This is a genomic window from Leptospira saintgironsiae (assembly GCF_002811765.1).
Lineage (GTDB): Bacteria > Spirochaetota > Leptospiria > Leptospirales > Leptospiraceae > Leptospira_B > Leptospira_B saintgironsiae.
In genome coordinates this window covers 238988-262600 of sequence record NZ_NPDR01000005.1, presented here as the reverse complement: position 1 = coordinate 262600, position 23613 = coordinate 238988, and the positions used below count along the sequence as shown (strand labels likewise).

Annotated in this window: 15 protein-coding genes; 11 read left to right on the top strand and 4 right to left on the bottom strand. The window is 38.2% G+C overall.

Annotated features, from left to right (window positions below; genetic code table 11):
- The first annotated feature begins 196 nt into the window (after window positions 1–196).
- Genes CH362_RS13375 through recD form a run of 3 tightly spaced genes read left to right on the top strand, consistent with a single transcriptional unit; the run spans window position 197 to window position 9025 of the window.
- Window positions 197–3598, top strand: a complete 3402-nt coding sequence (locus tag CH362_RS13375) for an exodeoxyribonuclease V subunit gamma (protein WP_100710840.1) — start codon at window positions 197–199, stop codon at window positions 3596–3598.
- The gene (locus CH362_RS13370) at window positions 3585–7244 is read left to right on the top strand and encodes a UvrD-helicase domain-containing protein (protein ID WP_100710839.1); all 3660 of its coding nucleotides are present in this window, start codon (window positions 3585–3587) and stop codon (window positions 7242–7244) included. The genes CH362_RS13375 and CH362_RS13370 overlap by 14 nt, the downstream gene beginning before the upstream one ends.
- Window positions 7241–9025, top strand: coding sequence for an exodeoxyribonuclease V subunit alpha (gene recD / locus CH362_RS13365; RefSeq protein WP_100710838.1), 1785 nt, complete (start codon window positions 7241–7243; stop codon window positions 9023–9025). Before CH362_RS13370 ends, recD begins: the two co-directional genes overlap by 4 nt.
- Window positions 9026–9027: 2 nt before the next feature.
- Here the strand turns inward: recD and CH362_RS13360 are convergent, their stop codons facing one another.
- Window positions 9028–11868 carry an adenylate/guanylate cyclase domain-containing protein gene (locus CH362_RS13360; RefSeq protein ID WP_100710837.1) on the bottom strand — a complete coding sequence of 947 codons (2841 nt, stop codon included), beginning with the start codon at window positions 11866–11868 and terminating at the stop codon, window positions 9028–9030.
- Between the two features lie 72 nt (window positions 11869–11940).
- Window positions 11941–12417, bottom strand: coding sequence for an STAS domain-containing protein (locus CH362_RS13355; RefSeq protein WP_100710836.1), 477 nt, complete (start codon window positions 12415–12417; stop codon window positions 11941–11943).
- Window positions 12418–12522: 105 nt separating this feature from the next.
- Between CH362_RS13355 and CH362_RS13350 the strand changes: the two genes are divergently transcribed.
- From CH362_RS13350 to CH362_RS13315, 8 genes are all read left to right on the top strand, one after another.
- A complete protein-coding gene (locus CH362_RS13350; protein ID WP_100710835.1) occupies window positions 12523–14409 on the top strand; it encodes a polysaccharide biosynthesis protein in 1887 nt (628 codons plus the stop codon).
- Window positions 14402–14881 carry a ClpXP protease specificity-enhancing factor SspB gene (locus CH362_RS13345; RefSeq protein WP_100710893.1) on the top strand — a complete coding sequence of 160 codons (480 nt, stop codon included), beginning with the start codon at window positions 14402–14404 and terminating at the stop codon, window positions 14879–14881. The genes CH362_RS13350 and CH362_RS13345 overlap by 8 nt, the downstream gene beginning before the upstream one ends.
- Window positions 14878–16485: a permease gene (locus CH362_RS13340; protein WP_100710834.1), complete on the top strand. Its 1608-nt coding sequence runs from the start codon at window positions 14878–14880 to the stop codon at window positions 16483–16485. The genes CH362_RS13345 and CH362_RS13340 overlap by 4 nt, the downstream gene beginning before the upstream one ends.
- Window positions 16486–16565: 80 nt before the next feature.
- Window positions 16566–17477, top strand: a complete 912-nt coding sequence (gene htpX, locus CH362_RS13335) for a protease HtpX (protein WP_100710833.1) — start codon at window positions 16566–16568, stop codon at window positions 17475–17477.
- Window positions 17478–17579: 102 nt separating this feature from the next.
- The gene (locus CH362_RS13330; protein WP_100710892.1) at window positions 17580–18113 is read left to right on the top strand and encodes an adenine phosphoribosyltransferase; all 534 of its coding nucleotides are present in this window, start codon (window positions 17580–17582) and stop codon (window positions 18111–18113) included.
- A 7-nt stretch (window positions 18114–18120) separates the two neighbouring features.
- Complete coding sequence (locus CH362_RS13325; RefSeq protein WP_100710832.1) at window positions 18121–19581, top strand: S1C family serine protease; 1461 nt, start codon at window positions 18121–18123, stop codon at window positions 19579–19581.
- Window positions 19582–19584: 3 nt separating this feature from the next.
- The gene (locus CH362_RS13320; RefSeq protein ID WP_100710831.1) at window positions 19585–21111 is read left to right on the top strand and encodes a S1C family serine protease; all 1527 of its coding nucleotides are present in this window, start codon (window positions 19585–19587) and stop codon (window positions 21109–21111) included.
- A 294-nt stretch (window positions 21112–21405) separates the two neighbouring features.
- Window positions 21406–21759 carry an LB_289 family protein gene (locus CH362_RS13315; protein WP_100710830.1) on the top strand — a complete coding sequence of 118 codons (354 nt, stop codon included), beginning with the start codon at window positions 21406–21408 and terminating at the stop codon, window positions 21757–21759.
- 49 nt (window positions 21760–21808) lie between these two features.
- Here the strand turns inward: CH362_RS13315 and CH362_RS13310 are convergent, their stop codons facing one another.
- Both CH362_RS13310 and CH362_RS13305 read right to left on the bottom strand, forming a co-directional pair.
- Window positions 21809–22066 carry an RNA recognition motif domain-containing protein gene (locus CH362_RS13310; protein ID WP_008589002.1) on the bottom strand — a complete coding sequence of 86 codons (258 nt, stop codon included), beginning with the start codon at window positions 22064–22066 and terminating at the stop codon, window positions 21809–21811.
- A 307-nt stretch (window positions 22067–22373) separates the two neighbouring features.
- On the bottom strand, window positions 22374–23612 hold the full coding sequence (locus tag CH362_RS13305) for an AZOBR_p60025 family cell surface glycopolymer formation protein (protein ID WP_100710829.1): 1239 nt from the start codon (window positions 23610–23612) through the stop codon (window positions 22374–22376).
- Between the last annotated feature and the right edge of the window lies 1 nt (window position 23613).

Sequence of the window (23613 nt, the reverse complement as noted above, 5' to 3'; positions counted from 1 at the left end):
AGACGCAATAGCGTAAAACCATCAAATCGGCTCCGGCAAATCCACCACTTCCCCAACTTCCGATAATCAGCATTATGTCGCATTAGATAAAGGTCTTCCAATTGGCGATTTATAAGCCTATAAGAGCTCCCCTCTCGGACCAAAACTTTGTTTTACCGGTCCGTAATTTCTGAATTTTTGGTAGAACCGATCGAAGATGAGCATACGAGTCCATAGTTCCTACAATCTTACGGACTTGTCCGAAGCATTATCCGAATCCTTGAGAGAAGAGATTTCAAGGCAGGATGGGCTTTATTCTCCGACGGTAATCATCCCGAACAAAAGTATGGAGACCTGGTTGAACCTGGACCTTGTCCAGAGGTTTGGCGTGGTATTCAATATCAGATTTTTGTTCTTGGAAAAGTTTTTAGAAGAACTACTTCTCGAAAAATTTTCTCCCGAGATCGATCCAAAATCCAGGCCATTCCTCCAAGGAGAGTCCAGAAAATTCCAAATCTACGAGACCTTGCTCCGAGATCAGGAATTTCTACAAAGGTATCCAATCCTTAAAAATTATCTTTTGCCTTCCGGGAGAAAAACTCCAGATCCTGTAAGGCTCTTGGATCTGTCAGGACGTTTGGCAAAATATTTTAAGGATTACGAACTTCACAGACAGGATTGGATCCGAAACTGGCTGGGAGAAAAATATTCGCTTCTAAGATTACCTGGAGAAGATATCTGGGAAGAAGTCGCAACTCAATCAGAAATTTTTTTCTTTCAGAAAGAACTTTATTCTTATCTAACAAATTCTGATCCTTCTAAAGAAACTTTGATCCAATATTCCATGCGAAATCTTAGCTTCGAGTCTAAGGCTAAAAAACATTCTGCTAAGAATGTGTATCTATTCGCATTGTCTCAACTTTCGAGTACATATATTGCTATTTTTCAAAATCTACTTCCTGAAATTCACTTAGAAGTTTTTCAATTTGGAGTTCCAGATGGAGAACTAGTTTCTGGAACAGAAAGAAATCAGATTTGCAGAAACTGGGCGAACTCATTTCGTTCTCTAAAAAAATCCTGGGAAATTTCTGGAGCGGAATTTTTACATTCTACTAAAAAAGAAAAACAGACAAAAACAGTTCTATCGGAATTCAAAGAATATCTCGGGCGATCAGAATACAAAGCTTCCTCTAGATTACTTCCGGATGAGAGTTTACAAATCTTAGAAGCACCCGGAAAAGTTCGAGAAGTAGAAGCAGTATTCCATCATATTCTTTCCATCTTATCTGAATCCAAAGAAACTAAATTAACCGATTTTGGGATATTCTGTTCTGACCTTTCCGAATACAGAGCAGCATTAGAGTTCGTATTCGAAGGTGGTATACAAGCAAAACTTGCGGAGAAGTCAGGCAGTTCTGTAAAAACATTACCTTATAGTATAAGAGATGTGCTCGCTTCAGAAACAAGCGCCTATATCAGCGGGATACTTTCTTTATTTACTCTACTCTCTAAGGAAAGATCCAGAGCAGATATTTTCAAACTACTTAGAAATCCTTGCTTTCAATCGAAATGGGATATCGAACCATCTTGGGTAGAAGAATGGGCAAAACTTTCTGCCGACTTAGAATTATACCAAGATGATTCTTTGTCAGAAGAACAAGCACTTGCATTCTCTTTTCGAAAAGGTTTTTTACGTTTAGCCGCAGGAAATATATTATCGGCTGAAGAAGAGGAAGATCTTCCTGTCTCCCCTTTCGATTCCGGATCGGGTTTTTCCGCATCTATATGGATTGGAATTTGGAAACGTGTATCTTATTTATTAGAAGAATTTTCCTCACTTGTTTCGGATCCAAAATCTTCTGGAGAAAAAATTATAGATTCTCTATCCGAACTACTCAGAGAATTATTTTCCTCTCCTTCTTCCAATCCTATCGAAGTGGAATTAGAACAAAATATTATAGATTCATTATATGAATTGAGATCTGTCGAATGGGACCCTAAAAGTTTCAAGGATAGGCTTAAATTTTTAGAGGCTTTCTTTAAACAAACTGGAGGAGAAATCCAGGTTAGAAAAGGCCAATACCTAACTGGTGGAATTACAGTATCTTCTCTGCAGCCCATGCGTCCGATCCCATTTAGACATGTTTATATTTTAGGATTGGGAGAAGGTTTATTCCCCGGAACTGACGATACTTCCGCATTCAATTTAAGACATTTAGCTCCTAGAGAAGGGGATATAAATGTAAGAGGATTAAACCAGTCCTTATTATATGAAACAGTTTTGTCTGCAAAACAAAGTTTGGTATTATCATTCGTTGCGGAAGATATTACAAAAGACGAAAGTATCGCTCCTTCTTCTTCCTTACTTTTGCTTGAACAAGCTTTGAAGGAGAATGTATTAACTCCTGAAACTTCCGTCAGGATCAAAATTCCATTAAACAAACATAGCAAAGAATATTTTATCCAAAAAGAAACTCCTTCTGCAAAATTTGCGGAGAAGTTCCGTAAAAGTTACGATCTTTCTTCTTCTCTGCTTTATGGAAAAGAAGAAGACAAAGAATATTATCGTAAAACAGTTCTCGGGAATTTTCAGGCCAGTCCTTCTATAAAAAAGGAAACTCCAAATCTGGAGACTATAGATTGGAATGATTTGGTTCGATTTGCAAAATCTCCACTCTCTTATCATTTACAAAGAAAATTCGGACTGTACTCGGAAGAAATTTCAGAATCCGAAACTGCATCAGAAGAACCTTTCCGGATTTCGGATAATTTCAAATTTATGAAAGAATTATGGTCTTATTCTATGAAGAAGACCGAAAAAGAGATCCAAAATTCTTTGGGAGGACTTTTTTCGATTTGGGAGAAAAGAGGAAATATCCCCAGAGGAATTTACGGAGACACTGAATTTTTAACTAAATCAGAAAAAGTGGGAAAAATTTCAGAAGCAGTTTCTGAAGTACTTTCAGATGTAGAAATTTTATCCGGATTTACTTTCGGAGAATCGCCTAAAAAAGGGAATTTACTTTCTTTGCCTATTATTCCATTAGAAATTTCGAATGGAATGAAAATTAGTATAACCGGTTTGAAAGAAGATGTATTCCTGAAAAAGGAAGCCGACGACTCTTCTACCCTTGTGCTTGTATATCCGAACTCTAAGAAAAAATTCAAAAACTTAATAGAACCATTCTTGATCCAATCTTTACTGGACCTTATCCCTTCGAAAAACACTCCAAGATCAGCTATTGCAATTTTCGGATATGGAGATAAGCCAACCATTATCGGTATGAATCGAGAAGGAGGAGAAACATATCGTAAAAAATTCCTCGCTGATTTAATGCAGGAATTTTTGGATCAATCTGTTTCTTTAATTTCTCCTGGAATCTGGGAAGATTTTCCAGATAGAGCGGAAATTGATTTAAGTGATCCTAAAAATTTAAATTTACTCTCCGAGGAATACAAAACCTGGGCACAAGAATCAGTTCAGTACGATCCTGAAATTTATCTGGATGAGATCATCAGACTGTTGCCCTACCCTCAAAATTATATAAGTGAAAAGGATTTTTCCCTCTGCTTAAAACTCTATTATCCTCTGGAGAAGGTTTTTTATGCAGAAAAATAAATTAGAACCTATAACTAATTCTTTCGCAGATCAGATCGATATTACCAAAAACGGTTTTATAGGAGCCTCTGCAGGCACTGGAAAAACCCATACAATCGTATTCCTGGTTCTGAAAATCCTAAAAGATTCATTTAAAACTTCTTTGGGTTCGGATAAAACTCCTTTCGGTATAGAATCTATATTAGTACTTACTTATACTGATAAGGCGGCATCAGAACTAAAAGGAAGGATCCGAGCTGAGTTAAAGAATACAATTCTTAAATTGGAAAAACTTGAATCTCCCAGTGAGGAAGAATCAAAGGAGCTAGATTTTTTTCTGAATCAAGCTTCTCGTTTGGATCAGGCTTATATATCTACTATTCATGGATTTGCACATAAGATCTTAAAAGAATATTCTTTAGAATCAGGAAGTTCGGAAAATTCGGAACTTGTGGAAGAATTTTCTGCAGTATCCAAGGCATTGTATAGAAGAATGCGTAACGAGTTTAGTGGAAAATATCCTAAAGAACTTTTACCATTTATACTCTCACAAGCGAATCGTTTTTATAATGACGGATTCCAAGGAACCACTTGGGAAAATTTTGTATCTGGGCTTGCAGTGAAGAAGGTTTCTTCTCCTGAATCTATCCAGCTTCTTCCTCGTCCTCAAAAATTTCCGGAGATCAGTTCTATTATAAATGTATTTTTGGAAATCCAATCCATTCTTCCTAAGTTTTTAGAATTTCAAGATTCTTTTAAGAAAAAGATAAACGCGAGTAAGTACAAAGCTCTTTCTACTCGACAATTGGAATTTCAAGATTCTTTGAAAAAACTTATAAATTCTTCTGAACCATTTTCTCCTTTTCCTTTTACACTAGCTCTTAAAAAGATCCTAGATCTAAAAAGAGGAGAAAGTTCTGGAGTAGAGTCTATTCTTCTTTCCGACGAAGAATTAAAAACCGCAACTTCCGAGTCAGGATATCTTTCTTATACATTAGAAAGAGAAAAAATCCGAAAACTTTCTTTAAACTTAAGTAGCTTAGGATCTTCTCTTTCTTCTTTCTTAGTTTCTCTCGCAGAGGATATTGCGGAAGACTCAGTCAAGATCAAAGAGGAAGAAAATTCAATTACCTACGGGGATATGATCTTAGGACTTTCTAATTCTTTAGAGAAAAATCCGGAATTAGTATTTGAATTACAAAAACGTTTTCGTTTCGGGATCATAGACGAATTTCAAGATACAGATCCAGATCAATATAATATTTTCAGAATATTATTCTTAGAAAAATCCAGCAATGCAGAGACTGAAGGAAAACTTTTCCTGATCGGAGATGCAAAGCAGTCCATTTACGGTTTTAGAGGTGCAGACTTAGGCACTTATTTGGCTGCGAAAAGAGAATTTGATACCGGCGGAAAATTTGCAGATTCTTCCATTGTATATCCGGAATTAGATACAAATCGTAGATCTTTACCTGAACTAATTTCTTCCTATAATTCTATCTTTGGAAGTGCAAAAGGAGAATGGTTCCCTATTGGAGAAACAGGATTTTTACCAATAGAATATGTAAATGTTAAATCTCCTGAAACTCCAGGAAAGGCAATTTTATATTCAGATAAAAGTAATCGTGCTGCCTTAAATGCATTCTCGCTTTCTAAGGAAAGTAATGCGGATCGGTTAAAAGAGCAATATTCTAAATTTTTAGCCGAAGAAATACTTCATTTAGTCGCCGAGAAGTCAGAAATCTATATTAAAAAAGAAGGATATTCTTCTCCCGAAAAGCTGAGTTGGTCTGATATTTCAGTTTTGGTCCGAGGAGAAAACGACTCCGAATTCCTAAAAAAACAATTCAAAGCAAGAGGGATTCCTTACACTTATCCCAAACAAGCTGGGCTATTCGGGTCTTCTGAAACAATTAGAATAAGAGAGATCTTACAATGTTTGGATGAAGAAGGAAGCCGGGATTCATTTTATAAATTATTAATATCTGATCTTTTCTGCGTGAGTCCAGAAAATCTTCAAAATTATGAAGAATATCCCATTGAGTCCGGTGAAAAAAGACTTTTGGAAACCTGGAGAAAATTTTCCCGCAAAAAAGATTTTCCAGGTCTATTTGGATCCATCCTAACAGAAAGCAGATTAGCTTCTCCCCTTCCAGATGAATCCAGGCAAGATTGGGAAAGAAAGATCACAAACTTCAAACAGATATTTTTCTTTTTAACTGAAAGAGCTTCCAAATCAGACCAGACTTTAGGAGAGCTCATTACATATTTAGAATCTAAAATGATTTCTAAAGAAGATGAAAAAGATTATTTAGAAAAAGATTCGGAAGAAGACAGAGTCAAAATTTTCACTATCCATTCCTGTAAAGGTTTAGAATTTCCGATTGTATTTTTATTTGGAGGATTTTCGGGTTGGGGCACACAAAGAAAAAAATTCTCGGAGTATAGAGAAGACGATAAACGTATTATAGATTTAGAAAATAATAAGGAAGAGGATTCTGTTTTTAATACGATTAACGAAGACAAAAGATTGTATTACGTAGCTTTGACTCGTGCAATGTATAAATTTTATTTTCCATTACTTGCAGAACCGGACCTAAAACGTCCCTTGGAATTATTCAGAAAATCTTTTCATGCTGCAGTCGCTGAATTTCCCAAAGATTCTTCCGTTTCCAGATTCTGGGAAAATGAAGAAGGGAAATATGAACAGGAATGGATTAGAGATCATAAAACCATATCCGGTCTAACAACGAATCTAATAAAAGAAGAAGGACCAGAAATTTTACGGGCCATAGAAATTTGGCCAGACAAAGCGGAAAAAAGAAAGATCATTCTCGAAAGTTATTCCTCTTTAGATTCATTTTTTAATTCGGAAGGGTTTCAGTTTCAGGTTTCTGAAACAAAATCATTCAAAACGGATGAAACTCCTGAAGAATCAAAAGAAGAAGATCTCCCCTCTTCTAATAAAATGGGAAATTTGCTCCACCAACTTTTGGAAACGGAAGATTTTAGTATTTATCAAAATGCAAAATCATTAAAACAAATCCCAGAAAGTAATATAAAATCATATAAGAATATTCTAAAGTCATATGGATACGGAAATAGCTCCGAACAATTGGAATTATTTGCTAAAAGAATTTCTGAATTGTTTTGGAACACTCTCAAAACCCCATTATCACACTCAGAAAAAAATATCTCACTTTCAGAAATTTCTTCCGCAGAAAGAAAGCATGAGGTGGATTTCTTTCTAAAAATCCCGGAACAAACTGGTGCTTCTGACTTATTAAAAGGAACCTTGGATCTAATATTTCTTTCAGAAGGAAAATATTGGATCTTAGATTGGAAGTCCAACCTTCTTTCTTCAAATTTCGGAGAAGATCCTTATTCGGAATCTCATCTGAAAGAAAAAATCCAAGAATCTTATTCTTTGCAAATGGCAATCTATTCTGTAGTTCTTGACGATTGGCTAAGGTTCAAGTACGGAAAAGAATATGATCCTAAACTTTTGGGTGGAATGTATTTTGTATTCCTTAGAGGAACGGATCCGAACAGGCCAGGAAGAGGAATTTTTTACCAAGATATAGATCCTGAATTCGTGAAGGTTTCAAAAGAAAAAATAAAAGAAACCTTGGATTTGAAAAATAAAATTTCGGTGGAAAAAGAATGAAAGAAGAATCCCTCGAAACAATTTTAGAAAGGGAATACGCAGGATTTCTTACCAAGGAATTTTTAACGTATGCAAATGAAATTCCATATGAGGTTTTATTTTCCTGGAATCTTTCGTTAATCCAAGCATCTAAAACAGGAAATCTTGCAGTCCCATTCTCTGGAAAAGATAAAATTTCAGATATTTTATTCAAAAAAAGAGACAATTTATTATATTTTTCTAAAGTATTTGGCCAGCTAGCCGAGGTTGAAAGAAGTTTTGGGGATTTACTTAAAACCGGTGCCTCTACAAAACCAGAAAAAGTACAAGAGGTTTTAAAAGAGATCATCTCGACCAATCCGCTCGCCATTAAAAAAGGAAATAAAGAATATATACTTTGTGGAGAAGGAGAACAAAAAGAAGCTTTAGAAAAAGCACTTCAGCATTCATTTTTTGTTCTTACAGGCGGACCAGGTACGGGGAAAACCACAGTAGTAACGAATGTTATCCGTGGACTTTTACGTTTAGGTTATAATTTTAAACAGATCGGACTTGCAGCACCTACGGGAAGAGCCGCCCAAAGATTAAAGGAATCCCTAGAAAATGCGATCTCAAATCTGCGTACGAAAAATGAATTAGATGATTCTATTTCTGAAATCCCAACTTCTACCTTACATAGGCTTTTAGAATATAATCCTAGAAAAAGAACTTATAAATACGGCGAAAATTTTCCACTACCCTATCGAGTTATCATCTTGGACGAGGTGTCCATGGTCGATTTACATATGATGTACAGATTGATGGAAGCTTTACCAATCGGTTCCGAAAATTTTAGATTTATACTTTTAGGTGATCCAAACCAGCTTCCTAGCGTAGAAGCCGGAGCAGTTTTATCCGACCTGGTAAAATCTTTAAAAAATTTAAATTCAGAAAACCTAATAGAATTGAAAACAAGTCATAGACAAGAAGAAGAATTTTCTTCTATTTCTAAAGCAGCAGAACTTTGCGTAAAAGATAATATTTCTTTATTAGAATTCCAAGAAAATCTTCCTAAATCTCTGCAATTAGATTCAATTTTCGCCGGTTCTGGGAACAAAGATCTAAAAGGTTTTTATCAGATCCGATTGGATTACAAAAAAGAATGGAAAGAATTTCTAAAAAGAACTGCGGAAGATAAAATTCTACCTATATTTTCCAAACTCCCCAATCCGGATTCTCCTCAAGAGTTAAAAGAATATTTAAACAAAGAGTTAAATCGATTTAAAATACTTACAATTCTTAGAAATGGGATTTTCGGAAGTGAATTTATTAATAAAGAATTAACGGAGCTAATTCTACATCATAAAAAAGGAACGGTGCAGATCGGGACCAAAACTTATTTTTCGGGACTTCCTATACTGATTACAAAAAACGATAGAGTGAGAGGAGTTTATAACGGGGACACCGGTCTCGTTTTAGAAATCCAAACTCCAAATGGAGGAAGCGAACTCAGAGCATTATTTTTTATAGAAGGAGAGATCCGAGATTTTGCATTGGATACACTTCCATCTCATGAACCAGCATTTGCGATCACAGTTCACAAGTCCCAAGGTTCGGAATACGATTCCGTTTTTATTATTTATCCGCCTGACCCAGCAGATCTAAATGCAGAAGAAGTCTCTCTAGAACTATTCAAAAAAGAAATTTTATATACTGCGATCACTAGAGCAAAACGATCTGCGTTTTTGGTTTCGGAAGGAAAACTTTTAGAATATTCTCTCCGAAACCGTTTTGAAAGATTAACCGGTTTTAAGCTGAGTTAAAATTACTTATGATCACGAGTATAAACTCCATCCCAAGAAGTGGGAGGAGGAGTTTTTTTATACTCATTACATCTTTCTACAAGTAACTGGACTGCTTTATCGTCTTTGCCCTTTGCTTTTTCGGATTCCTTAAACTTCTTAACAGCAGCATCCCATTTGCGATCCAAATACAATGCTAAACCTTCTTCATATAAACCGATAATTTCTTTTTTAGCAGAAGCAACACCTTTCAATTCTGAGATTGCTTCGTATAAGATCACTGGTTCATTCTTACCTTTTACACGAACTAAATCTAGTTTTCTTGTAAAAATAGAATCCTTAATTTCAGAATGAACTGAATCCGAAACTAAAATAGAAACCCCATAATCTTTACCTGCAGCTTCTAAACGAGCAGCAAGGTTTACAGTATCCCCCATCATAGTATAAGAAGCTAGAGCATCAGTTCCCATGAATCCAACTTTTGCAAGTCCAGTGTTCAAACCGATCCTGATCTGCATATCTCTTGCGTCTGGAATGTATTTTTGACCCTTCTTCCAGCCGGATCGTAACTCTTCCAACTTATCTAACATTTTGATAGAAGCTCTAGTCGCTTTCAAACAATGACCGTCTACTTCTACAGGTGCGTTGAAAATACCTACAATCGCATCGCCTATATACTTATCCAAAACCCCATCATGATCTTTTAGGATCAGAGTCATTGCAGAAAGATATTCGTTTAGAAGTTCGGATAATTCTACAGAACTTAACTTTTCGCTAATATTAGAAAATCCTGCTACATCAGAGAAGAATGCAGTTACCCTTTTTTCAGTACCTCTTTTGAGAGCAGCAAGATCCTTCATTGCCTCACCGATCACTACAGGATCGATCATACTTCCGAGTATTCCTTTGATCTTCTCCCTTTCTCGAAGCCCGGTCACCATTTGGTTGAGTGCGACAGAAAGATTCCCGAATTCGTCGCTTCCGCCTTGCTCGAATTCTACGTTTAGATCTCCCCTTCCTACTTGTTCTGCGTTTCTGATCAAACGTTTGATCTTTGTTACCACAAAACCAGAGATAAAGACAGCTAAGAAGATTGAAAATCCGCAGATACCTAATGCAGAAAGTACTGCCCTGTCTCTATTTCGGCGAATAGATTCCAAACCTTCTGTTCTATCTACTACAGTTCGGATCACTCCTGAAAAGTTAGAAGCTAATACAACTGTAGGAAGATCTTCCGATGCTTCTGAAATTAAAGGTGTTGAATCTAATTTCCAAAGAATTTGTTCTGCTTCTGTTCTACTGTTTCCGATGATCCCATCTGGAAAGAGCGCTTTTAATTTTGTAGTAGGAGTTTCACTTTCTCCGGAGTAGATCCATTCTCTGACGGAATTCCAACGCTTTTGGAAAGTTTCTTTTCCTTCTTCCGATTGAACAGATTTCCCATAATCGGAACCATCCGGTCTAAATCTGAGTAAGATCTGATCCTCTAAAGCGGAATCTCTGATCGAACCGAAAGATTCTACTTCTAGTTCCTCTTCTTCTTTTGGAGGATTGTTTCGTAGATAAGTTGCATATAATAAATTTCTTTTACGCACTAGGCTAGCGTACTTTGTGTATTGGTTCTTAAACTCTTTGTCTTTGAAAGGAGGGATCGGAGGTTTTTTCTCTTTCAACTCCTTAAGTATAGTTTCTAAGATAGGAGGAATTTTAGAAAGTTCTGATAGGATTTCCTGCTCTTCTCTTAAATAATTGTTCCAGGGTCCGAGTGTACTTCTTCTGGATTCTAAAAGTTTGGCTCTTTCTGTAGAAGCCGGATTTCTAAAATGAGGAGAATATAAAGCCTGTAATTCCAGACCATTTTGTTGGAAAGAAGTAGCAGGTATCTCTCCTAAAACTCCGGCGCCTTCTAAAAGAGAACTTAACGCGGATTTTAATCCTTCTTCTAAGTTTTCTTCCATGGGAGCTTGGTTCAAAGAAGATTCTGAATCAAAAATTTTAGTGTCTAACGTAGGCTCGGAAGCTTCGCCAGGTATGATACCTGAGACTGGAAATGTTTGGATCCTAAATCTGCCAGTATCTAATCCTAATTCTTTGATCTTTCTTTTTTTGGAATCTGCAAGAATGGATACAATATGCTCATCCAGTTCGGATCTAAGTTTTCGTGCAAGGAGTGATTTTTTACGCAGGTCTTCTTCTGCAGCAGAGATCTCTGTATGGTCTGGTTTTTCCTGATTTTCTTTTAACTCAGCTAGGCGTTTTCGGATTTGGTTGACCTCTCTATCAGTGAATACGAATTTTTTAGCCATAGCCTGTAGGCGGGCGAATTCTTTATCACTGACTACTTCTTCTCCGCCCTGTTGTAGCTGTAGTCGGATATTTTTTTCTAAAACCTGAATATCATCTTTAGAAAGATAAGCTGAATAATACGTATCTAAAGTTTTACGAACTGTATTTTTTCCCAAGGCACCAAACAAACTAGTCTTGATCCCAAAAAAGGAGACCTTCTTTTCCTGGACTACGGTTTTGGTCGTTTTATATTTTTTTAATGCTTCTGTCTGTTTGCTAACCCGGTCGCGAAATTCTTCGATACGGATCAAACTTTGGGAAATATTATCCAATTCCAGAACGAGAGAAGAGATATACTTTCTGGAAATGGCGGCCTCTCTATCATAACTATCTGTGAGGATTTCGGTCTGTTGTCTCACATAAATGAAGGAAAGTATTAGAATGGTCAGAACGATCAGACTTCCAGTAAACCAGGCGAGTTTTGCTCGTATTCCGGAATAAAATAGCCTCGGAAGAACTAGAGTAAGATCTAGGATTTTTTGCCCGAAACCACGCTTGTCAGAAGTCTGTGTACCCATATAATAGTAACAGCATCAGTCTGAATTTTTTCTGGCAAGCCTATAAAATTTGGAAATTTATTTCCGAATGGATTAGAATAATTTCTCGTAACTAGCCGTTCTATAGTCTGCGGTCAGGTAGAAGGTATGGTCGCAGGATGGACAACGATAATTTCCTTTTCCCTGCACTCTCAAAATCTGGAGACAAGCAGGACATGCCGTAGTACTTTCGTTAGGTTCAAAACTAGAATCTACATTTTGACCGGAGACTAAATAATATTTTGCCTCTTCTCTAGTTTTGAAGTAGGGGATTTTTTCTCGGAGTCCAAGTCGGTTCCAATCTCCCATCAGACTTTCAGACAATCCGCAGGCAGCATATTTGGAACTTAAATGAGCGAGAGAAGAATTTTTGAGAGAGAGCAAACCGTTCTCGTCCCAGACTTGTAGGTCTCTGGCATCGAGTAGAATTTTATGAGGCTCACTTCGGAGTAGAGGATCCGTTTTTTCTCGGAAAGAGTTTCCGAGTAAGGAATCCAGTTTGCCTTGTAAATTGACGATCAATTCTTTCACTAGAATAAAAGCCCTTTAAAGTTTCGAATCAGATCGGGTTTTTAAGCAACCTAAAAAACTCAAAAAGATTGGACTTTTCCTCACCAGCGACATTTTTTTTACTTAATGGGACAATGGAATCGTCGAAGCCTTCTCTTCCCTTTGGATTTAAGCTTCATGATCCTCTCCTATTTTTTAGCCCACCTGATTCGTTTCGAATCCACTGTATTTTTACAGGAACCTAACGACTTTTTTATTCCACTTCTGATAGTAGTGGTCTGTCGTTCTCTAGTATTTCTATTTTCGAATATTTACAGATCGATTTGGGCGTACGCTTCCATCCATGACCTGGTGGAGATTATCAAGACTACCGTACTTTCTTCACTGATCTCGAATACTGCACTCTTATTCTATAACGGATTTGAACATCTTTCCAGAATGATCCCAGTTATAGATACTCTTCTCCTTTTAGGATTTTTATGTATTCGCAGCCTATCCTGGAGACTAGTGAGAGATCAGTACATTCTACGCAAAAAACAGGGAGAAGGAATTCCCACACTTATCCTAGGCGCTGGAAAAACGGGAGCTACACTTCTCACAGAATTAAGAAGGCATAATGATCTGAATCTTCTCCCCTTGGGTCTTTTGGATGATGACGAATCTAAGATTGGAGCGCATATCCAAGGTGTTCCAGTCCTCGGAAAAATTGACCAAGCAGAATCTCTGATCCGTTCTCTAGAAATCAAAAAGGTACTGATCGCGTTTAGCAATCCGGACGGAAAACAGATCGGTAAACTTATCAAAAGTTTCGAATCTGAAAATGTGGATTTTAAGATCCTTCCCTCTTTGGGTTCTTTATTTTTCGATCCGCCAAAAGTACAACAATTAAGGGAGATCCGGGTAGAAGACGTACTAGGTCGCCCAGTTGTAGATCTGGAAATAGAATCCATTCGTTCTTATATCGCAGGTAAAACTGTGCTGATCTCTGGAGCAGGCGGATCCATCGGAAGCGAATTGTGCAGACAAGTTGCGGTATTTCATCCAGCAAAAATGATCCTACTCGATTCTGCAGAAACTCCTCTATACGAGATAGATTACGAACTTAGAAAAGTTTTTAAAGATAGCGGGATCCAATTTAGAGCAGTGATCGCAGATATTAAAAATCCACTTAGAATTGGTTCTGTTTTTGAATCGGACCGTCCCCAAGTTGTATTTCATTCTGCAGCTTATAAACATGTGCCCATGATGGAGATCAATCCATCCGAAGCAGTTTTAAATAATGTACTAGGAACTAAGAACTTAGCGGATATTTCTAGAATTTATGGGACCGAACGTTTTGTTTTAATTTCCACAGACAAGGCAGTCAATCCAGTAAACATAATGGGTGCTTCCAAGAGAGTTGCAGAATTATATCTGCAAGCAATCTCCCAAGGAACCAAAACCAAATTTATCACAGTAAGATTCGGTAACGTGTTAGGCTCCAGTGGTTCAGTTATTCCTAGATTTAGAGAACAGATCAGTAACGGTGGCCCAGTGACTGTGACCCATCCTGATATTATCCGTTATTTTATGACAATCCCAGAAGCAACACAATTGGTTTTGCAAGCAGCAGCTATGGGAGAGAAGGAAGAAATTTTTCTACTCGATATGGGAGAACCGATCCGCATCCTAAATCTTGCAGAAGATATGATCCGACTTTCAGGATTCAGGCCTTATACAGATATTCCAATCGTGTTCACAGGTTTAAGACCTGGAGAAAAATTGTTCGAAGAACTGCTGTTAGATCTAGAAGGGATCAAAAAAACACATCATCCAAAAATCAGGATTGCAGCCCCCTTAGAGGAAGGAGATCCTAGCAGCTTCCAGGCCAGATTTAACTCTTTATTAGAAGCAGCTAAATCAGATCGAGAAGATGAGATTTTCTCTTCTTTTAAAACGCTCGTGCCTGAGTATAAAATACATAAAGAATATATCAGCGAGGAATCCTCGCGTAAGTTGAAAAATGATGGATAGTCCGAATTTAGAAGACATACAGACACTGCGAGAATTCAAAAAACAACTCTTTTCAGTGTACTGGGAAAGGTTCGGCACATTCTATGTACACGTCATGCCTCATCCAGATCTAAAAATCGGAAAAAGAGGACTCGTGGGAGAAGAGCCTGAATCAGGTATCATCCTAGTCATAGGACCCCGCGCCGCAAGAGATATCAAAATAGAAGAAGAATGGGTTTATGCAGAACTACAGTTCGGCTATACCTGGGAAGAAGTCTTCCTACCCTGGGACGGAATTTTCAGATATTTCGATAAATCCCAACAAACAGTCACTCAAATGAGAATTTATTTAGGTAAACCGGATGTTCTTCCTAAAAAAGAGGAACCATCTTCGGCAGAAACCAAAGAAGAAGTTTCCGATCCTGAATCAGGATCTTCTAAACGAAAAGATAATGTAATCCAAGTAGACTTCGGGAGTAAAACAAAGAAATGAGCAAATACAAATGGTTTGTTGCCGGGGACCTGGATGGATTCTTCGGCCTAATGATCGATAACCTGATCCAAATTTTGGTTCTTGTAGCTTTATGTATCGGTTTTTGCGGAATGCCTCAGGATTTCGTATTCAGAGTTGTGATCCCTGGAGCTGCAATTTCTCTACTTGTTGGAAACCTTTTTTACGCTTGGCAGGCGAGACAACTTGCAATCTCAGAAAACAGAAGTGATGTAACCGCACTACCTTACGGGATCAATACTGTTTCTTTATTCGCATTCGTCTTTTTTGTAATGTTCCCAGTTTACCAAAAAACGAATAGTTATAAAGCTGCTTGGGCTATTGGACTTCTCGCAAGTTTTCTCTCCGGCTTGATCGAATTTTTTGGAGCATTTGTAGCGGAGAAGGTCCGCAAGGCGACACCAAGAGCAGCACTTCTTTCTGCGCTCGCAGGAATTGCACTGACATTTATCTCCATGGACTTTCTAGTCCGCACATTCTTAAATCCACTCGTTGCATTTGTTCCATTCGGAATTATACTTTTACAATATTTTGGAAGAGTAGTGTTTCCATTTAAGATCCCAGGTGGACTTATTTCTGTAATTGTAGGGACCTTACTTGCTTGGTACCTTCCCCACTTTACTGGAAAACAAATGATGGATGGAGCGGCATTACACTCCTCTATCGATTTTGGATTTAATCTACCTGTATGGAGCGGTGGAGATCTATTCGAAGCTTGGACCCAAATTGGTATTAGAGAATATTTATCTGTAATCTTACCGATGGGAATTTTTAACGTAATTGGTTCCTTACAGAATATTGAATCTGCAGAAGCAGCAGGAGATAAATTTAATACCAGGAACTCTCTGATGATGAATGGTGTCGGAACAATTGTTGGTTCCTTATTTGGATCTCCTTTCCCTACTACAATTTATATTGGACATCCAGGTTGGAAAGCACTCGGAGCAAGATCAGGTTATTCCAGCTTAAACGGAATTTTCATGACTCTAATTGCGTTCTTTGGATTAGTCAGTTTTGTATGTGCTCTCATCCCAGTCGAAGCAGGAATGGCGATCGTACTTTGGATTGGTATCGTAATCGGAGCACAAGCATTCGAAGCTACACCTACTAGACATGCACCTGCAGTTGTGCTTGGACTTCTTCCTGCGCTTGCGGGCTGGGGAGTTTTGATGATCCAAAGTGCATTCAATTATGCTGCTCCAATTCTTGCAAAAGCGATAGAAGGAACAGAAGCAGCTTCTAAAACCCAAAATATTTGGCTTTCTACAGTGCCGTTAGATCAGCCGATTTTTCCATATTCTCTCGGTGGATTATTAAGTTTATCCCAAGGATTTTTACTTTCTTCCATGGTTTGGGCTGCGATCGCAACTTTCGTAATCGATAGAGATTTTAAGAAGGCGATCATTGCGAGTTTGATCGGTGCACTCCTTGCTGGAACAGGGTTTATACATTCTTATTCCTTGGCTGGAAACGCAATTTTGAACTCTTTTCAGCTAAACCTGGGTCCATTTGTTTGGGCATATTTATTACTTGCGGGACTTTTTCTTTTAGCTTCTTTCTTAAAGAAGGAACCTAGAGCGGTCTAACCAATACCGGAATTTAGAAGACCGGCGGGCACGGAACTACCGAGGCCTAAAAAACTTCTAAAAAGGAGAACTGTTCGCCTATGGCGCTTTTTCGCAGATTTGGATTATTCGCGCTTACTAATATCGCGGTAATCTTCACGATCGGATTATTACTCAGACTTTCTGGATTGGATGTATATTTAGCCAAATCCGGAGTACCTTACGCAACTACCCTTCTGTTCGCAACGATCTGGGGTATGGGAGGCGCATTCATTTCTTTGCTGCTTTCCAAGTTTATGGTAAAGGCCTCCATGGGAGTCCAGGTTATCGATCCTAGAAACGCATCCGGATGGCAAAGAGATCTTTTAACTAGAGTGCAAAGATTGGCCTCGGCTGCCGGTCTTCCAATGCCGGAAGTTGGATATTACGAATCACCTGAAATTAATGCATTCGCTACAGGACCTAGCAGAAGTAGCGCATTAGTCGCTGTATCTACCGGACTTTTGAACGGAATGGATAGCGAAGAATTGGATGGAGTTTTAGGACACGAACTTTCTCACGTAGCCAATGGAGACATGGTGACCATGACATTGGTACAAGGTGTGATTAACTCATTCGTGATCTTCTTCTCTTGGATCGTAAGTAAAGTTATCGTTTCTCAATTGAGTCGCAATGATGATCGAGGATCCAGTGGTGGATTCTTTATGGAGTTCATGATCAGACAACTTCTTATGGTAGTTTTCGGACTTTTAGGCTCCATAGTTGTAGCTTACGTTTCCAGAGCCAGAGAGTTCCGTGCTGACGCGGGTGGCGCAAAATTGGCTGGAAGATCTAGCATGATCTCTGCTTTAGAAAGATTAAAAGTAGCTTTTAATAGAGATCCAATCGATCAAAGAGGAGAGACCATCGCCGCTTTGAAAATTTCAAATAGAGCCGGAGGACTTGCATCCTTATTTGCAACCCACCCACCTCTAGAAGAAAGAATTGCTGCTCTTAGAGCAAAAGCATACTAATCTAAATTCGCGGCCTTCTTTTCTGGAGGCCGCTCTTATTATTAACCCTTGAAAAAAGAATTGTTTGTTCCTTTCCTGAAAATGGAATTGGACTTCGAGCCTATGTCCATAGTTAAAAGCAAAATTCGCACGATCCCGGATTATCCCCGCAAAGGAATCCTATTCAGAGACATCACTTCCTTATTATTAGATCCGGAAGGATTAGCTCTTACCATTGGTACTTTCGTAGACCGGTACACAGGTAAAGGAATCACTAAAGTAGCCGGAATCGAAGCCAGAGGTTTTATCATAGGTGCACCTCTTGCATTCCAACTAGGAGTCGGATTCATTCCGATCCGTAAAAAAGGAAAACTTCCTTCTGAAACAGTTTCCCAAGAATACGATCTAGAATATGGAAAAGATGTGATCGAGATCCATAAGGATTCAGTTGTTCCTGGAGACAGGATACTACTTATGGACGACTTGATCGCAACAGGCGGAACAATGATCGCTGCAGTTCAGTTATTACAAAAGTTAGGCGCAGAAGTTCCAGAAGTAGGAGTTATCATTGATCTTCCTGATCTGGGCGGTGCTACAAAATTAAGTAAAGATTTAGGTGTAAACGTATTCTCTATTTGTGAATTCGAAGGACATTAAGAATCTCATGCGGATCCTGAAATCTGGTCTTATTGTACTAGTATTCTCTATTCATTTTCCTCTTTTCTCTGAAGAAAAAAGCGATTTCGATCATGTGCGAAAAGCAGTCGTGCAGATCAAAGTATATTCCCAAGCATTCAGCACCTTTACTCCCTGGGCCACTGACGGGGTTCGTGCAAGTTCAGGCACAGGATTTCTGATCGGGAATAAAAGAATATTAACAAATGCTCATGTAATCTCAAACGCAAAGTACGTTCAGGTACAGAGATATAACCAGACAGAATGGTACAGGGTCAAAATCCTACATGTAGCTCACGATTGCGATTTAGCAGTTTTAGAAGCAGAAGATCCGGAATTTTATAAAGATTCTACAGAACTTAGCTTGGGGGAAATTCCTGAATTAAATTCTTCTCTTATCGTAGTAGGATATCCAATCGGAGGAAATAAAGTCTCCGTAACCAGAGGTATCGTTTCCAGAAAAGAACAATCCAAATACGAACATTCTTCCGTAGACAGCCACTTAGTTTTGCAGGTAGATGCAGCGATCAATCCAGGAAACTCTGGAGGACCTGCTATCCAAAACAATAAGGTAGTAGGAGTCGCTTTCCAAGTTGCAACCAAAGGGGAAAATATTGGTTATCTAATCCCTACAAAAGTGATCCGTCATTTTCTAAAAGATATAGAAGACGGAAGATATGACGGTTATGTGGAACTTGGGATCGGAACATTCAATTCTTTTAATACTTCTCTCAGAAAAGCAAAAGGAATCCCTGAAGGTTTAGAAGGTGTATTCGTAACCAGAATTCTTCCTAACGGTTCTGCAGATGGGTATCTAAAAGAGGGAGATTATTTAACAGAGATAGATGGCCTTGCAATTGGAAGAAACGGTACCATCACCTTAGATAAGGATGCCAGAGTAGATTTTACAGAAACTGTAGATGATAAATATTCAGGCGAACCAATCCGATTCAAAGTATTCCGTAATGGCAAATTGATCGATGTGGAATTCAAAGCCAAAAGAATGCCTGATTTCGATTTTATGAGAAACAGGTACGATACACCTTTTGATTATTCTATGATCGGTGGATTATTATTCCAAGAGATGACCAGAGATCTTCTGGGAGCTTGGAGTAGAAGTGGCAATACTTCAGGCGGCAGCCAATTCTTATACAGATACGATTATTTTATAGAAGATGGGATTGGCAGAACTAAAAAAGCAGATGTAGTTCTGTATAGAAAATTGGCTCATCCCGTAAATTCTTCCTCCGATTATTTTCTAAATCTGGTTTTGGAATCAGTCAATGGAGAAGCGATCAATAGCCTCGCGGATCTTAAAAGGATTATTGGAGAATCTAAGTCCAAATTTTTAAAATTAAAATTTTTGAATATAGATCTACCATTGATCCTGGATCGAGAGGAAACCCAAAAAGCGGATTCCCAGATCAGAAGCACCTACGGTTTGGAGTAATACGTGAAATCCAAGATCCTTCTAGTCATTATAAGCATTTGTGTTTTCAGCTCTGGGCTTTCCGCTAAAAAGCCAAAATCTGCGACTAAGACCGTTCCAAATGGAGTCGCATCCCAGGCAAAAGCGGAAGAAGAATACAAAAAGAGTATAGTCCAAGTAAAGATCTCCTACCAAGAACCTGATTATTTCAACCCTTGGAAAAAGAAAAACCCAAAGGTAAGAAGAGGTGTGGGGATCGTAGTACCGGGTGAAAAGATCTTACTCCCAGCACATCTACTCACCCACTCCACATTGATTGAAGTTAAAAAACATTCTTCATATGCAGAGACAAAAGCGACTGTTTCAAGACAAGATTCAGAATCCGATCTGGCACTTTTAAAAATAGAAGAAGAGAACTTCTTCAAAGATCTAATCCCTTTTGAATTCCAAAGAGAGATAGATTATCCTAGACAAGTTTCTATCTACCAATTGGATAATTCAGGTTCCATACAATCTGCTTCTGGCTCTCTGATCAGCATGGATTTGGACCAATATCCGCAAGGAATGGTAGAACTTCCGGTATTGGATGTAAACTCCACTGAAACATTAAACGGAAATGGAGAAGTTTTATTAGAAAAAGGGAAAGTAAGCGGAATACTTTTTGATTTCTCCGGAGATAAAAACTCAGGTAGAGCAATTCCTTCTTTTTTAATCAGCAAATTCCTGGGAGATTTTGGTAAAACTGAGATTCCTTTTAAAGGTTTCCGTTATAGACCAATCATGGACAAAGCCACCAAAGATTTTTATTCTCTCAAAACAAAAGATCAAGGGATATTAGTAGCTGAGATCTTACCTGATAGTTCTGCAGATGGAATATTAAAAATAGGTGATGTGGTCCTTGAGTTCGGCGGCAAAAAAATAGACTCAAAAGGATATTTCCATCATCCAAAATACGGTAAACAGGTTCTTTCTTATATCGCTCATTTAGGAGACGAATTCGGTTACCAAACCGGAAAACAAATCCCAGTCAAAATTATCCGATCCGGAAAAGAAGAAGAAGTCCAACTTACTTTAAAACCATTTCCTTATTCTTCTATTCGAATTCCTCACAGAAATCTTGGGTCTAAATCAGAATATTATTTTGATGGTGGTTTCTTATTTGTAGAACTTTCAGAAGGTTACTTATTGGAATGGGGAAAAGATTGGAGATCTAAAGTAGATCGCAAACTTCTATACACATTCGATTATCATAAATTTTCTACAGGCGACAAAAAAGAAGGTAAATTCGTATTACTTTCCCAGGTCATTCCGGATGAATCCAACCAGGGTTATCACGAAGTTTCCGGAAGATTAGTAGATGAGGTAAACGGCAAACCTGTTCAATCAATCCAAGATATTTCTAATGAAGTAAAATCATCCAAGTCCAGGTACATTACAATTTTATTAGATGATGGAACAGATATTGTCCTGGATAAAGAAAGTCTAAATTCGGCTAACCAAAGGATCCAAAAAGAATATAGGATCCCTAAATCCTCAATGGGTTCTCGCTAAAAGAGCGCCTCTTCTTCTTTTTTATTAACAAGTTGTACGAAAAAAGACCCAAAACTAGGGCCTTTGCGGAAAGAATTTTAATTTAGTCCCGGTCTAATCTTATGGGAATGAAAGTTTGGAATGATTTTAAAGAATTCTCCCGGTTTTAGTTGAGAGTTTTTGCAAATCAAACCTGAACTTCCGCCAGATCGGCAGCTTACTTGAGTTTTTCTACCTGAATTCTTTAGGGTTTTTTCTTTGCCCGTGAGCTGGGTTCGAAAGTATGGCAGGTATAGCCGATAAGAGAGGGTTCTTATGAAACGGACCGAATTGGAGAGACGAGAAAGAGATCTCCGCAAAGCGCAAAAAAAACAAGAGGCCCTAGATAAACGCGGAGGCGGAAACGGAGTCGGCGATTTTATCGATCAACTTTCCGGATTATTCCGTTACGACGCAACAGAGATCTTTAATACAAAAGACGATATCAATATTCTGGAAGTTTTGGAAGAGATGCAAGTGATCCTTCCCCAGAAAAAATGGGACGATGTTCTCAAAAAATCGATTAAGAAAACTGGCGTTCTAGAAAAAGACAGAGCCTATAAAGAACTCCTAGAACTTCTAAATGTAGAAGAAGAAAGCGAGGATGAAGAGGAAGAAGTAGGCGTTTAATCGCCTACTTTCTAAACCTCGGGGAAGTTAAGCTTCCCCGAGAAAGATATTAATGTCTTCTTGGTTTGTTGAAAGTCTGAGGTTTTGCGATATCAATATTCAAAGTTCTACCTTTGAACTCGGTTCCGTTTAGACTGTTCTTCGCGTTTTCAGCTTGCTCCTCGCTAGCCATTTCCACGAATCCGAATCCTTTACCTTCAATTACTTTCGCATAAGCTACTTCTCCGTAGTTGGAGAACAGGTCACTGATTTCCTGTTGGCGAACGGAGTAATTAAGATTTCCTACAAAGAGTTTGCGATTCTGCATGCTTTCCTCGAACAAAATATTTAGGCAGCTTCCGACTCGCAAACGGAGACCAATTTCGCCTTCCGTAAGACCATAACACTCTTTAAGAACAGCGGGATTGATTTGAATGATGGTAAAATCGCGGATAGCAGGGTTTCTAAGAGAAGCAAAGCTCGGATTTCACCGATCTGATTACAATGACACGTGCGGATTTCTGAACAGCGGACCTACAATTCGGCCATTTTAATTCTTTTCTGAGAAGAATCAAGTCTAAGAAAATTTTTGCTGACTTGTTTGCAAAAAAACAGGGATTCAGATTGGCGCCGAATTACCAGACCAAATGACGTAAGGGTTTGGAAATGAATGCCAATTTTATTAAAAACGAAACTAGAATAATACCTGTTAGAGCCCAATATATTCCACTCGGAAGTGTATCATCTTCCTTTTCCCAAAAAATTAATAAAGGAATGCTGAATGTAAACATTCTGGAAACGTTCTCGTAGGTGGCCCAATAGAGAACATAACCTCCCGCATACGCGGTCAATAAAAGAATTCCAAAACCAAGCCTAAATGCCAGCCCGTTCTTCCAATCACCTCGGAATAAAAGATAGGTTCCGGATAAAAGAAGAAGTACCAATGGGAATCTGGAGAATTTTTTGATCAGAAGAATAAGATTTCGATCTCCTGAAACTATAGCTTGTTGGAGTTCCCCAAAATATCCTGAAAGCCCTCCGAATGGATCAAAGAAATGGCCTAAACTTCCTGGGGTCCATTCTGGGAATTGGGTTCTCAGATATAGACTCCATACCACAGGTAGGATTAAAGAAGAAGCTACCCATATACTTTTTATGAATTCTTTCTGGAATAATGTAATCAGTCCCAAAGGGAAAAACAAAAAGATCGCCTGCTCTTTTGTTAGAATTGCAAGACCAGCTAATAAGGAGAAGGTAATAAATCTATTTCTGATAAAAAACGAATACGCTAGAACGCTTAGTCCCATCATTACTGTGTCTGAGACCAGTAGGATATAACTCCCTAGGGCAAATGGAGAAAATAAATAGAACGAACTTAGGTATTTTTTAGGATCAGGTAATAAGTCTCGGATCGCAAGATAAGAAAGATAGAAGATCCCTAAATTCAGAATGTACATCCCAATGATGGTTGCATTCATCCCGAACCAACCAAATGGAGAAACTAAAAGTGGATATCCTATCCTAGGCGCCCTAAAGCTAGTCTCGAAACCATTTGGCCAATCTAAACTAAGACCGGACAACATTCTAGAATAATAATAAAAGATCTGCCCGTCGTAACCTGCGCCCAGGTTCCCCTCCTCTCCTAAGAATACGATTGCGCCTGGAGGAGTTTGCTCTTTGTTTTGATCCGCGAATTCTTTCCCAAAATTTACCTGGGAGCTAGGGCTCCAAGAGTATTTTTTCCAAACACAAAAAGAGGAAAAGGAATATAGAATGATAAAAACTACAGTAACTAGTTTAGGATTTCCTAAAGCGCTAATACACTGTGATTTCAATTTTTCATTTTGTAAAAATTTAGATAAGAATCCGAACATT